A 13,267-nucleotide genomic window follows, 5' to 3' on the forward strand; every position below is an offset into this window, starting at 1 on the left:
CTGGCGGGTTACGCACCTGCGGTGCTAACCCGCCCTACGGTTTTTTCTGCCTGCGTTTATGTGCTGCGGAGGAGGGCGATTGCGGCGCTGGTGGCGCCGGCGATGATGTCTTCGCGGTATTTGGCGTCCTTGCTGTCGTGCGCGGTGTAGACGGCGATGACGATGGGCGCCTGACCGGGCGGCCAGATGACCGCGATGTCGTTGCGCGCGCCGTAGGCGCCGCCGCCGGTCTTGTCGCCAACCGTCCAGCCGGCTGGCGTGCCGGCACGGATCAGCTTGCCGCCCGTGGTGTTCCCGACCAGCCAGTCCTTCAGCTGCTGGCGCTGCGTCGCGGGCAGCGCGTCGCCCACCACCAGTGCCTGCAGGCTGCGCATCATGGCCAGCGGCGTGGTGGTGTCGCGCGGGTCGCCGGGAATGGCGCTGTTGAGCTCGGTTTCCCAGCGGTCCAGGCGGAAATCGGTGTCGCCGATGCTGCGCGCGTAGGCAGTCACGGCTTCCGGGCCGCCCAGCACTTTCATCAGCAGGTTGGCGGCCGGGTTGTCGCTGTATTGCACGGTGGCCGCGCACAGCTCCGCCACCGTCATGCCTTGGGCGATGTTTTTTTCCGTGATGGGCGCGTGCGGCACCATGTCCTTGCTGGTATAGCTGATGCGCCGCTGCAGCAGCGCAGGGTCGCTAACGCTGCGGTGCAGGATGGCGCCGGCCAGTACGGCCTTGAAGGTGCTGCACACGGGGAAGCGCTCGCCCGCGCGGTGGCCCACCTGCTTGCCGGTCGCCAGGTTGATGGCGGCAATGCCCAGGCGGCCGCCCAGGTCTTTTTCCAGCGAGGCGAAGGCGCTCATGGGGGCGTCGGGCGCGCCGGGCGCCTCGGCCGCGAAGGCGTCCAGGCTGGCGAAGGGAATCAGGGCGGCGGCGCCCAGGAAGTGTCGGCGTCGCATCAGCTGCCCCGGTAGGTGGAGTAGGACCATGGCGTCACCACCAGCGGCACGTGGTAGTTCTGCGCCGGGTCGGCAATGCCGAACGCCAGCGTGACCAGGTCGATGAAGCGCGGCGACGGCAGGTCCACGCCCTGGCCGGCGAAGTAGTCGCCGGCGTTGAACACCAGCTCGTATTGGCCGGCCTTCATGCTGTCGCCTTCCAGCAGCGGCGCGGCGCAGCGGCCGTCGGCGTTGGTGATGTCCATCTTCAGCAGGACCTTGCCTTCCGGCCGGACTGCAAACAGCGCCACTTTCACGCCCGCGCCGGGCTTGCCGGCCGAGGTGTCGAGCACGTGCGTACTGAGTTTTCCCATGTCGCTTCCTATATCCGTTGAGTGAAGCACGATATCGTACAAATCTTATACTGATGTCGGCAATGCCATATATTATTGGCGGATGAGCACTTACGACAACTACCCCCGCGACATGATCGGCTACGGCCGCACTCCACCCCATGCGCAATGGCCGGGCGGCGCCCGCGTGGCGCTGCAGTTCGTTCTCAATTATGAGGAGGGTGCCGAGAACAACGTGCTGCACGGCGATCCGGCCTCCGAAACCTTCCTGTCCGAGATCATAGGCGCTGCCGCGTTTCCCATGCGCCACCTTAGCATGGAGACCATCTACGAGTACGGCTCACGGGCCGGCTTGTGGCGGTTGCTGCGCATGTTCGAGGAACGCAAGCTGCCGCTGACCATTTTCGGCGTCTCCATGGCGCTCAAGCGCAACCCGGAAGCGGTGGCCGCCTTCCAGGAGCTGAACCACGAAATCGCCTGCCACGGCCTGCGCTGGATCTCCTACCAGAACATGGACGAGGCCACCGAGCGCGCCCACATGAAGGAAGCGGTCGAGATCATCAAGGACCTGACCGGCAGCGCGCCGCAGGGCTGGTACACCGGGCGCGATTCGCCCAACACCCACAAGCTGGTGATGGAGCACGGCGGCTTCCGCTACGACGCCGACCACTACGGCGACGACCTGCCGTTCTGGCTGCCGGTGGCGCACAAGAACGCAGCGGGGCTGGATGTGGTGAGTCCGCAACTGATCGTGCCCTACACCTTGGACACCAACGACATGCGCTTTGCCGCCATGCAGGGCTTCAATTCGGGCACCCAGTTCTTCGATTATCTCAAGGACGCCTTCGACACCCTGTACGCCGAGGGCGACCCGAATGGCCTGAACCAGCCGAAAATGCTGTCCATCGGCCTGCATTGCCGCCTGATCGGCCGTCCCGGCCGCGCCGCCGCCCTGGCGCGCTTCCTGGACTACGTGCAGAGCGTGGACAAAGTCTGGATCACGCGCCGCATCGATATCGCCGAGCATTGGCACGCGACCCACCCTTATTTAGCCTGACGAATATCTGACATCATCAGAATAATATAAGTAACGGGGGCCGTGAACTGCTAACCTTGTAATCTGGGACAACGCCGAGGCTACAATGTCAGATCCGATTCGTTTTTACTACCGGGGCGCCGTGCATGAAGTGAGCACGGCCTCGCCGACGCAGACCGTGCTGCAGCATTTGCGCGAGGATCTGCACTGTACGGGCACCAAGGAAGGCTGTGCCGAGGGCGACTGCGGCGCATGCACTGTGGTGCTCGGTACGCTGGTGGATGGCAAGGTCGAACTCAAGGCCGTCAATTCCTGCATCCAGTTCACGCCCACGCTGGACGGCAAGGCTTTGTTCACCGTGGAAGACCTGCAGCAGCCGGACGGCGCGCTGCATCCGGTGCAGCAGGCGCTGGTGGAATGCCACGGCTCCCAGTGCGGCTTCTGTACCCCCGGTTTCGTCATGTCGCTGTGGGGCATGTATCTCAAGAACGACGCGCAGCCCTGCGCGCGCAAGGAAGTGGACGATGCGCTGTCCGGCAACCTGTGCCGCTGCACCGGCTACCGCCCCATCATCGATGCCGCGCAGCGCATGACCGAACTGCCCAAGGTGGCATTCGACCGCGCCGCGCTGGCGCAGCGGCTGGAAGCGCTCAAGCGCGACAGACTGGCCACCTACAGCGTGGGCGAGCGCCACTTCCACGCGCCACGCACCCTGGACGAACTCACTGCGCTGCGCGCCGCCCGTCCGGCCGCGCTGATCCTGGCCGGCTCCACCGACGTCGGCCTGTGGGTGACCAAGCAGATGCGCGAGCTGAACGACATCATCTACCTTGGCCATGTCGATGCGCTGAAGACCATCGCGCAGGACGGTGCCATGCTGGAAATCGGCGCCGGCGTGCCGCTGAACGACGCCTACAACGCCTTGTGCCGGCACTACCCCGAGCAGCTCTCGGAGATGCAGCAGCGCTTCGCCTCGCTGCCGATCCGCAACGCGGGCACGCTGGGCGGCAACGTCGCCAATGGCTCGCCCATCGGCGACTCCATGCCGTGGATGATCGCGCTGGGCAGCGAGGTGGTGCTGCGCGGCCCTGCCGGCCGGCGCGTGCTGCCGCTGGAGGCGTTCTATCTCGACTATCAGAAGAAGGACCTGCGCGCGGACGAATTCGTGCAGGCCGTGCGCGTGCCGCTGCCGCAGCCGGGTTCCGGCGTGCAGTTCCGCACCTACAAGCTGGCCAAGCGCTTCGACCAGGATATCTCCGCCGTGTGCGCCGCCTTCGCGTTCGCGCTGGACGGCGGCACCGTGCGCGAGGCGCGCATCGCTTTCGGCGGCATGGCCGCCACGCCCAAGCGCGCCGCGCTGGCCGAGGCGGCGCTGAACGGCAAGCCGTGGAGCGAAGGGAACATGGCCATCGCCATGGAAGCGCTGGCGCTGGATTACAAACCGCTGAGCGACATGCGCGCCTCCAGCGAATACCGCATGAAGACGGCGCAGAACCTGCTGCGCCGCTTCTGGTTCGAAACCCGAGTTGACGCGCCGCTTGCGGCGGACGCGGTTAACGCGTTCGCCTGCCGCGCCTGAAAGGAGCCGCCATGAACCATCCCGGCGCAACGGACATCAAAGCCATGGCGTGGACCGCCGTCGGCCTCGGAAAACCGCACGAGTCGGCCGCGCTGCACGTGCTCGGCCAGGCTACCTACACCGACGATATCCCGGAGCTGCGCGGCACCTTGCACGCCGCGCTCGGCCTGTCCTCCAAGGCGCACGCCAACATCCTCGCGGTGGACCTGGACGCGGTGCGCGCCGCGCCCGGCGTGGCGGCGGTGTACACGGCGAAGGATATCCCCGGCACCAACGACTGCGGCCCCATCATCCACGACGATCCCATCCTCGCCGACGGCAAGGTGGAATACGTGGGCCAGCCCATCTTCATCGTGGTGGCGGATACGCACGACAACGCCCGCCGCGCCGCGCGCCGCGCCAACGTCACCTACGAAGAGCTGCCGGCCATCCTGACGCCGCAGGCAGCCAAGGCCGCGCAGTCCTACGTGCTGCCGCCCATGCAGCTGAAGCGCGGGGACTACCAGGCCGCGTTCGAGCAAGCGCCGCGCACCGTGAAGGGCACGCTGTACGTGGGCGGCCAGGAGCAGTTCTACCTGGAAGGCCAGATCGCCTATGCCATCCCGAAAGAGCAGAACGGCATGCAGGTGCTGTGTTCCACCCAGCACCCGAGCGAGATGCAGCACGTGGTGGCGCATGCGCTGGGCGTGCATTCGCATCACATCCAGGTCGAATGCCGCCGCATGGGCGGCGGTTTCGGCGGCAAGGAGTCGCAGTCGGCGCTGTGGTGCGCGGCGGCCGCCATCGCCGCGAAGAAGACCGGGCGCCCGGTCAAGCTGCGCGCCGACCGCGACGACGACATGCTCGTTACCGGCAAGCGCCATTGCTTCTACTATGAATATGAGGTGGGCTACGGCGACGACGGCAGGATCATCGCCGCCAAGGTGGACATGGTGTCGCGCGCAGGCTATTCGGCCGATTTGTCCGGGCCGGTCGCCACGCGCGCGGTCTGCCACTTCGACAATACCTATTACCTGAGCGACGTGGACATCCGCGCCGCCTGCGGCAAGACCAACACGCAATCCAACACCGCCTTCCGTGGCTTCGGCGGCCCGCAGGGCGCCATCGCCATCGAATACATCATCGACGAGATCGCGCGCGAACTGGGGCAGGACGCGTACGATATCCGCCGCCTGAATTTCTACGGCAAGGACGAGCGCAACGTCACCCCTTACGGCCAGGTGATCGTGGACAACGTGATCGCCGAGCTGACGGCGGAACTGGAGCAGAGCAGCGAATACCGCGCGCGCCGCGCAGCCATTGCCGCGTACAACGCCACCAGTCCGCTGCTGAAGAAAGGGCTGGCGCTCACGCCGCTCAAGTTCGGCATCGCCTTCAACGTCACACACCTGAACCAGGCCGGCGCGCTGGTGCACGTGTACGTGGACGGCTCGGTGCTGGTCAACCACGGCGGCACGGAGATGGGGCAGGGCATCAACACCAAGGTGCTGCAAGTGGTGGCGCATGAACTGGGTCTGGACCTGGAGTACGTGCGCATCACCGCCACCGACACCAGCAAGGTGGCCAACACGTCCGCCACTGCTGCCTCCACCGGCGCGGACCTGAACGGCAAGGCCGCCCAGGACGCGGCGCGCCAGATCCGCGAGCGCCTGTCCGCCTATGCCGTGAAGCTGTACGGCGGCGACGCCGCTGCGGTGCAGTTCTACGACAACCGCATCCACGTCAACGGCCATGCCGTGCCGTTCGCGGAACTGGTGCAGAAGGCATACCTGGCGCGCGTGCAGCTGTGGTCGGACGGCTACTACGCCACGCCGCACCTGCACTGGGACCCGAAGACCATGAACGGCCATCCCTTCTCCTACTACGCTTACGGCGCGGCCGTATCGGAAGTGGTGGTGGATACGCTCACCGGCGAATGGAAGCTGCTGCGCGCGGACGCGCTGTACGACGCGGGGCAATCGCTGAACCCGGCCATCGATATCGGCCAGGTGGAAGGCGCTTTCATCCAGGGCATGGGCTGGCTCACCACCGAGCAGCTGTGGTGGAACGCGGGCGGCAAGCTGATGACGCATGCGCCGTCGACCTACAAGATTCCCGGCGTGTCCGACTGCCCGGAAGACTTCCGCGTGCGCCTGTTCGAGAACCGCAACGTGGAAGACAGCATCCACCGCTCCAAGGCCGTGGGCGAGCCGCCGCTGCTGCTGCCGTTCTCGGTGTTCTTCGCTATCCGCGACGCCATTTCGGCCGTGGGCGGCCACAAGGTCAACCCGCCGCTGAATGCGCCGGCTACTGCCGAAGAAATCCTCAAGGCCATCGCCGCTGTCGAGGTGGCTGTTGAGGTGGCTGTTGAGGCGGCTGCGAAGCGCGGCGGCGTATCGTCCACGGATATGCCATGAGCGGCTGGCTGACAGAGCCCTCGGCGCCGTCGGTGCTGATCACGGTGGCGCGCGTGGACGGCTCCGGCCCGCGCGAGGCCGGCACCAAGATGCTGGTGACGGCGGAGCACGAGTTCGACACCATCGGCGGCGGCCACCTGGAAATGCGCGCCATCGACATCGCGCGCGAGATGCTGTCCGGCCAGGCGGTGCGCTATGAACGCTTCGCGCTCGGCCCCAGCCTGGGGCAGTGCTGCGGCGGCGTGGTCTACCTGCTGTTCGAGCGCGTCGATACCCGCCTGGGGGCCGTCATGGCGGCGCTGCGCGAGCGCCGCCGCGAAGACTGCTGGCGCCTGACCGCCGTTGACGGCCCCGCGTGCGTGGCGCTGTTCGACATGCACGGACAGCCGTTGTCGGCTGGTCACCCTCCCGCTGCCGCTGCCGGCCCGCTGGCCACGCCTGTGAGCGATCCGCTGTCGGCCCCCGCCTTTGCGCGCGACCGTGGCGCCCACCTGATGCAGGACGCCTCCGGCCGCCGCTGGATGGTCGATCCCATCCTGGCGCCGCGCGCGCACCTGACCCTGTTCGGCGCCGGCCACGTTGGCGCCGCCATCGTGCGCGCGCTGGCCGAGCTGCCGTGCACCGTCACCTGGGTGGACGAACGCGAGGACATGTTCCCCGCCGATATCCCTGCCAACGTCACGGTGGAGGCGAGCGAGCTGCCGGAAGCCTGCGTGGCCGAAGCGCCGCCCAACAGCAGTTACCTGGTGCTGACCCACAACCACGCGCTGGACCAGCGTCTCACCGAAACCATCCTGCAGCGCCAGGACGTGTACTGGTTCGGCCTGATCGGCTCCAAGACCAAGCGCATGCAGTTCGAGCACCGCCTGCAGGCCAAGGGCATAGACCAGGCCCGCATCGACGCCATGGTGTGCCCGATCGGCATCGCCGGTATCACCAACAAGGCGCCGGCCGTTATCGCCGCCTCCGTGTGCGCCCAGCTGCTGGGCGTGTGGGAGCAGCAGGACGCCGAACGCATGCCCAAGCCACTCAGCCAGACCGCGACCCTGCTGCGCGCAGCCGGTTCCACGCAATACAAGATTTAGAAAGCCCCACTATGCAAACGACCCAGGTGCAAGCCTACCGCGCAGGCTTGCTGCACTTTCACGCCGATCCCGCCTTCACGCCGGACGCCCACCACTGGCACGAGGATGGCCTGCTGGTGGTGGCGGACGGGAAGGTGCAGGCGGCAGGGGATTACGCCGCGCTGCACGCCACGCTGCCGCCCGGCGCGCAGGTGCACGACTATCGCGGCAAGGTGATCACGCCCGGCTTCATCGACACCCACGTGCACTATCCGCAGACCGACATGATCGCCTCCCCGGCGCCCGGCCTGCTGCCCTGGCTGAACACCTACACCTTCCCGACCGAGCGCCAGTTCGAGGATCCGGCGCACGCCGCCGCCACCGCCGAGTTCTTCCTCGACGAGCTGCTGCGTGTGGGCACTACCACGGCCATGGTGTACTGCACCGTGCATCCGCAATCGGTGGACGCTTTCTTTGAAGCGAGCGCAAAGCGCAACCTGCGCATGGTGGCCGGCAAGGTGCTGATGGACCGCCATTGCCCCACGTTCCTGCAGGACTGCGCGGAAACCGGCGGCCGAGAAAGCGAGGAGCTGATCAAGCGCTGGCACAATCGCGGCCGTGCGCAGTACGCCATCACGCCGCGCTTCGCGCCCACCTCCACCGAGGCCCAACTGGGCGTGGCCGGAGAACTGGCGCGCGCCTACCCGGACACTTACATCCAGACCCACGTTTCCGAGAACGAGGACGAAGTGAAGTGGGTGCGCGAGCTGTTCCCGCAGGCGCGCAGCTACCTGGACGTGTACGACAGCTACGGCATGCTGCGGCCGCGCGCCATGTACGGGCACTGCATCTGGCTAGACGAGGGCGACCGCCGCCGCATGGCCGAGACGCAGGCGGCGGCCGCCGTGTGCCCGACCTCCAACCTGTTCCTGGGCAGCGGCCTGTTCGACTTCGAACGTGCCGATGAAGCGGGCATGCTGCTGTCGCTGGCGACGGACGTGGGCGCGGGCACTTCCTTCTCCATGTTGCAAACCATGAACGAAGCCTATAAAGTAGCGCGCTTGAAGGGCAGTTACCTGCCGGCGCTGCGCATGTTCTACCTGGCCACGCTGGGCGCGGCCCGCAGCATGCAGCTGGAAGGCACGATAGGCAGTTTCGTGGCCGGTGCGGAGGCCGATTTCGTGGTGCTGGACCCGACAGCGACGCCGCTGCTGGCGCGCCGCACGGGGCATACCGAAAGCCTGGAAGAGCTGCTGTTCGCGTTGGCCTTGCTGGGCGACGACCGCGCTGTGGCCGCGACGTATTCGGCGGGCCGCGAGGTGCACCGGCGTCCGTAGGGCGGGTTAGCGCAACGCGCGTAACCCGCCGAGCGCCGCCAAGCGCCGCCGGGCTGCCCACTTGGCGGGTTCCGCACTGCGTGCTAACCCGCCCTACAATTAACCGAGGGCAGCTGATGAACAAAATTTTCCCGAAACTGATGATGGCGCTGGCCGTGGCGGCAGCGTGCAATGCGCAGGCTCAAAAAGCCGCGCCTGTGGCCGCGAGCGCCAACGAGCAGGCCACCAGCCGCCATTTCGCGTCCCTGGTTTCGGGCGGGCAGCCCAAGTCGGCCGAACTGACTTTGTTCTTCACCATGATGCCCAAGGGCGGCGACCTGCATCACCACTATTCCGGCGCCATCTACGCCGAGCAGTTCCTGCACTGGGTGGACAAGCAGGGCTACTGCGTCCACAAGGGCACCTACCAGATTGAAACCGACGCCGGCAAGCTGGCCATGGAGCGCGCCGCGTCGCCGGCCACCCGCACCTGCATCAGCGGCGAAGCCGTGATGCTGGACAACGGCATGCTGGCCGAGCTGCTGCAGCGCTGGGGCACCAAGGACTTCTACAACCACAGCGCCCTGCAGACGCCGCCCGACCGCACCTTCTTCGACACCTTCGGCTACTTCAACCCGGTGGCTTCCACCAACACCGCGGACGGCCTGCGCACGCTGAAGCAGCGCGCCATCAACGAGAACGTCAGCTACATCGAAACCGTGTTCGAACTGGCGCCGTTCACCGTGAACGCCGATTTCGACAAGGCCGTGCTGGCCCCCGGCCTGGACAGCGCCGCGCTGAACGCCAGGCTGGAAGCGCTGCTGCCGGTGCTGGACAAGGACGCCGGCTGGACCGGCTGGCTGGAGGCCTACAAGAAGAATGTGGACAGCGCCAGCGCCGGCATCGACGACGAGCAGTTCACCATGCGCTACCAGCCCTTCGTGCTGCGCTTCCAGTCGCCGTCCCAGGTATTCTCGTCCATGGTGTCGGCCTTCAGGCTGGCGCGAGAGAACCCCAAGGTGGTGGGCGTGAATATTGTCGGCCAGGAAAGTACCTACGTTTCCATGCGCGACTACAAGCTGCACATGCAGATGTTCAAGTTCCTGAAAACGAAGTACCCGGAGGTGAAGCTGTCGCTGCACGCGGGCGAGCTGGCGCTGGGCATGGTGCCGCCGGAAGGCCTGCAGTCCCACATCGCGGACGCCATCAACGTGGCTGGCGCCGGCCGCATCGGCCACGGCATGGACATCGCGCACGAAGCGAACGCGCTGGCCACCATGAAAGCCATGCGCGAGCGCGGCATCGCGGTGGAAGTGAACCTGACCAGCAATGATTTCATTCTCGGCATCAAGGGCGATGCCCACCCGGTCACCCTGTACCGCAAGTACGGCGTGCCCTTTGTCATCTCCACCGACGACGCCGGCGTATCGCGTAATAATCTGGCCAACGAGTACACCCTGTTCGCCAGCCGCTACCCGACCTCCTACGCGGAAGTAAAGAAACTGTCATATGACAGCATCCGCTACTCCTTCCTCTCCGCTGCTGAAAAACAACGCTTGAGCGCCCAGCTGGACACGCGTTTCAAGAAGTTTGAAGCCGATGTGGCCGCCGGCAGCGCCACCGCGGCAGCCGCCGCTGCGGCCCGCCCGCGCTGATGTAATAAGCGGTATCAGGCTGAAATTGCCAGACTTTTTCGCCTGATACCGTAATTTTCCGGCAAGTTTGTGGTCCTTATGCCACAGATAACCATTCTTTCATGAAAGAAACCCATGAAAGAATTTCATCCGCTTGACGAAGCCCTTATAATTCCGCCCATATAGGTCACGCGACCGGCACGTCTACGTCTTCCAACATCTGCTTTTCTCTCGCTTTTTTCCGTATTTATATGGTTTTCGTATGAATCGCCAAACGAAAACGTATTTGTCATGCATTTTTTACTAATGCATAGTTGGCGATAGCGTTGCTGAAGTTGCAGTCCATTCGTGTCATGAAGCCGTCATAAAGATGACATCAGTAGGAAATATTGCCAGGTTAGACTGCTCCGTTTCTTGCAGAGTCTGACTGCAGTTTTAAAGAAAATTCACATAACCCCACGGGAGTTTTACATGCAATACGTTAATCAGCCCAAGCTGCGTTTGAGCCTGATCGCTGTGGCTTGCCAGATGGCATGCGCTTCGGCCGCCTTCGCGCAAACCGCGTCCGAAGTCGCGCCGCAAGTGACCACCGGCAGTGGTACCAACCAGGTCGTCATTACCAGCAAGAAACTCGGCATGGGCCTGATGGTGACGGAAGACGCGCCAAAAGCACGTTCGACGATCACTGCCGAAGAGCTGGAAAAACAGCGTCCGACCGGTAACGCATATGAAGCGCTGGAAATGCTGCCTGCAGTGAACAGCTACAACTACGATGCAACCGGCCTGTTCGGCGGCGGCATGACCCTGCGCGGCTTCAACAGCGACCAGATCGGCGCCACCATCAACGGCGTGCCGGTCAACGATTCGGGTTCCTTCTCGGTCTACCCGCAAGAATACGTGGACCAGGAAAACACCTGCTCGCAGTTCGTGACCCAGGGCTCGACCGACGTGGACTCCCCGCAAGTGGGCGCAACTGGCGGTAACTTCGGCATTAACACCTGCAACCCCGAGAGCAAGCAGCGCCTGCGCTTCATGCAGACCTTCGGTCAGCTGAACATGAAGAAGACCTTCCTGCGCTATGACAGCGGCCTGTTCCCTGACGGCCGTTCCAAGCTGTTTATCTCCGCCTCGCACGCCGAGACCGACAAATGGAAAGGCAAGGGTACCGCCAAGCGCGACCACATCGACGCCGGCTTCAACTACGACTGGGACCGCTTCAACTACATCCACGCCACCGCGCTGTGGAACGATGCTGTCAACAACAACATCAACAACCTGACCCTGACCGAACTGCAAACCCAGGGCTACCATGGCGACTTCGCCGATACCTTCAAGGGCCACCTGACCCCGGTCAAGGGCACCCCGCAAACTGAAACCACCCAGTCGCCGGCCTACTACAAGCTGGGCATCAATCCGTTCAAGAACGCGATCGTGTCGGCCACCGCCAAGTTCCGCCTGAACGACAACCTGGACATCAAGATCCTGCCATACCTGTGGTACGGCTTCGGCAACGGCGGCATCCAGCAGCGCGCACAGCGCGAGAACCAGTTCTACAGCACCGCCAACGGCACCCGCACGTCCGCCAAGGACCTGAACGGCGACGGCGACACCCTGGACACCATCCTGGTGGCCAACGCGTCCGTGACCAAGACCTACCGTCCTGGCGTGACCGCGTCCGCCATCTACACCCTGGGCAACCACGAAATCCTGGGCGGCTTCTGGTGGGAGCGCGCACGCCACGAGCAGACCGGCCCGATGCTGGCACTGAGCAACGAAGGCGAACGCGAAGACATCTACCTGCAAGACGGCAAGATCACCCGTCCTGACGGCACCTTCGCCAACAGCCGCGACCAGCTGACCATTTCGACCGCACGCCAGGTGTTCATCCAGGACACCATCAGCATGATGGACGACAAGCTGAAAGTGAACATCGGCGTGCGTACGCCGGACATCAAGCGTGACTTCACCAACTGGGGCGACGAGAACAACACCGTGCGCCAGTACAAGATGGTGCGCAAGTATGACGACGTGCTGCCGCAGCTGGGCGCGCGCTACCGCATCACCAACGACGACCAGGTCTTCATGTCGGTCGCCAAGAACATGAAAGCGCCGCCTAACTTCGTGTTCGGCAACGTCGGCACCAACGTGATCGTCACCAACGGCGTGGGCAACTTCGTCGGCGAAGTGAAGCCTGAAGTGTCGTGGAACACCGACGTGGGCTACCGCCACCAGGATTCCAAGTACATCGCCACCGTGACCGTGTTCGCAGTGGACTTCAAGGACCGCCAGGCAACCGCCTTCGATCCAGTGACCCAGGTGAGCAGCTACACCAACGTGGGCCGCGTGAAGAGCCATGGCCTGGAAGTTGAACTGGGCAATACGCCGATCAACGGCTGGGCGTTCTACGGTTCGATCGGCTACAACAAGTCGGAGATCCAGGACAATATGCGCGTTGGCGCCAATGCCTTCCTGCCAACCGCAGGCAAGGAAATGATCAACGCGCCCAAGCTGAAGACCAGCGTGTCGGCCGAGTACCAGGACGGTCCGTTCTGGGCCCGCCTGAAAGCGCGCCAGACCGGCAAGCAGCAGGCATCGTTCGTCAACGACGAAACCGCGCCAGGCTACACCACCTTCGGCCTGGACGGCGGCTACACCTTCGCCAACTTCGGTATCTTCAAGCGTCCGAAGCTGACCTTCAACGTGAGCAACATCACCAACAAGGAATACCGCAACCCGTCGTCGGTGTCGATCACCAACGTCAAGCCGGTACCGGGCGTGACCACCACCACCGGCACCCAGCGCTACTACCTGGGCGCGCCACGCTTCTTCTCGGCCACCCTGTCGATCGATATCTAAGATATCCAGGCACGGCATAGCTGCAAAGCGGACCTGCGGGTCCGCTTTTTTTTGAGCCGTCTTTTTTGTATCAGCCTTGTTTCGGCGGCGCAGTGGCGGCGCCGTTTCAGGTATGC

General features: G+C 64.6%; 9 protein-coding genes. 7 read left to right on the plus strand and 2 right to left on the minus strand.

Translation table 11 applies throughout. The features are described 5' to 3' along the window. Positions 1-56: 56 nt before the first annotated feature. A complete protein-coding gene (bla, locus tag ASC94_RS19405; RefSeq protein ID WP_056398962.1) occupies positions 57-938 on the minus strand; it encodes a class A beta-lactamase in 882 nt (293 codons plus the stop codon). After that, positions 938-1,291 carry a hydroxyisourate hydrolase gene (gene uraH, locus ASC94_RS19410; RefSeq protein ID WP_056398963.1) on the minus strand — a complete coding sequence of 118 codons (354 nt, stop codon included), beginning with the start codon at positions 1,289-1,291 and terminating at the stop codon, positions 938-940. The genes bla and uraH overlap by 1 nt, the downstream gene beginning before the upstream one ends. Positions 1,292-1,373: 82 nt before the next feature. Here uraH and puuE point away from each other — a divergent pair, with 82 nt between their 5' ends. The 7 genes from puuE (at position 1,374) to ASC94_RS19445 (ending at position 13,151) form a co-directional block, all read left to right on the plus strand. Then, positions 1,374-2,327 carry an allantoinase PuuE gene (gene puuE / locus ASC94_RS19415; protein WP_056398968.1) on the plus strand — a complete coding sequence of 318 codons (954 nt, stop codon included), beginning with the start codon at positions 1,374-1,376 and terminating at the stop codon, positions 2,325-2,327. A gap of 85 nt (positions 2,328-2,412) precedes the next feature. Next, complete coding sequence (xdhA, locus tag ASC94_RS19420) at positions 2,413-3,885, plus strand: xanthine dehydrogenase small subunit (RefSeq protein WP_056398970.1); 1,473 nt, start codon at positions 2,413-2,415, stop codon at positions 3,883-3,885. A gap of 11 nt (positions 3,886-3,896) precedes the next feature. Next, complete coding sequence (xdhB, locus tag ASC94_RS19425) at positions 3,897-6,281, plus strand: xanthine dehydrogenase molybdopterin binding subunit (protein ID WP_056398971.1); 2,385 nt, start codon at positions 3,897-3,899, stop codon at positions 6,279-6,281. Then, positions 6,278-7,366, plus strand: a complete 1,089-nt coding sequence (gene xdhC, locus ASC94_RS19430; protein ID WP_056398972.1) for a xanthine dehydrogenase accessory protein XdhC — start codon at positions 6,278-6,280, stop codon at positions 7,364-7,366. Before xdhB ends, xdhC begins: the two co-directional genes overlap by 4 nt. A gap of 11 nt (positions 7,367-7,377) precedes the next feature. Then, positions 7,378-8,682, plus strand: a complete 1,305-nt coding sequence (gene guaD / locus ASC94_RS19435) for a guanine deaminase (protein ID WP_056398973.1) — start codon at positions 7,378-7,380, stop codon at positions 8,680-8,682. 116 nt (positions 8,683-8,798) lie between these two features. Next, entirely contained in the window at positions 8,799-10,316 is a 1,518-nt protein-coding gene (locus ASC94_RS19440; protein ID WP_056398977.1) for a hypothetical protein, read from the plus strand. A gap of 450 nt (positions 10,317-10,766) precedes the next feature. Then, a complete protein-coding gene (locus ASC94_RS19445; protein ID WP_056398979.1) occupies positions 10,767-13,151 on the plus strand; it encodes a TonB-dependent receptor in 2,385 nt (794 codons plus the stop codon). Positions 13,152-13,267: the final 116 nt, after the last annotated feature.

Origin of the sequence: Massilia sp. Root418 (assembly GCF_001425265.1) — a bacterium.
In the GTDB taxonomy this organism is placed as follows: Bacteria; Pseudomonadota; Gammaproteobacteria; order Burkholderiales; family Burkholderiaceae_D; genus Rugamonas.

Excerpts from the sequence above, each read along its gene's own strand:
- bla (WP_056398962.1), bottom strand. The coding sequence starts at position 938 with ATGCGACGCCGACACTTCCTGGGCGCCGCCGCCCTGATTCCCTTCGCC.
- uraH (WP_056398963.1), bottom strand. The coding sequence starts at position 1,291 with ATGGGAAAACTCAGTACGCACGTGCTCGACACCTCGGCCGGCAAGCCC.
- puuE (WP_056398968.1), top strand. The coding sequence starts at position 1,374 with ATGAGCACTTACGACAACTACCCCCGCGACATGATCGGCTACGGCCGC.
- xdhA (WP_056398970.1), top strand. The coding sequence starts at position 2,413 with ATGTCAGATCCGATTCGTTTTTACTACCGGGGCGCCGTGCATGAAGTG.
- xdhB (WP_056398971.1), top strand. The coding sequence starts at position 3,897 with ATGAACCATCCCGGCGCAACGGACATCAAAGCCATGGCGTGGACCGCC.
- xdhC (WP_056398972.1), top strand. The coding sequence starts at position 6,278 with ATGAGCGGCTGGCTGACAGAGCCCTCGGCGCCGTCGGTGCTGATCACG.
- guaD (WP_056398973.1), top strand. The coding sequence starts at position 7,378 with ATGCAAACGACCCAGGTGCAAGCCTACCGCGCAGGCTTGCTGCACTTT.
- ASC94_RS19440 (WP_056398977.1), top strand. The coding sequence starts at position 8,799 with ATGAACAAAATTTTCCCGAAACTGATGATGGCGCTGGCCGTGGCGGCA.
- ASC94_RS19445 (WP_056398979.1), top strand. The coding sequence starts at position 10,767 with ATGCAATACGTTAATCAGCCCAAGCTGCGTTTGAGCCTGATCGCTGTG.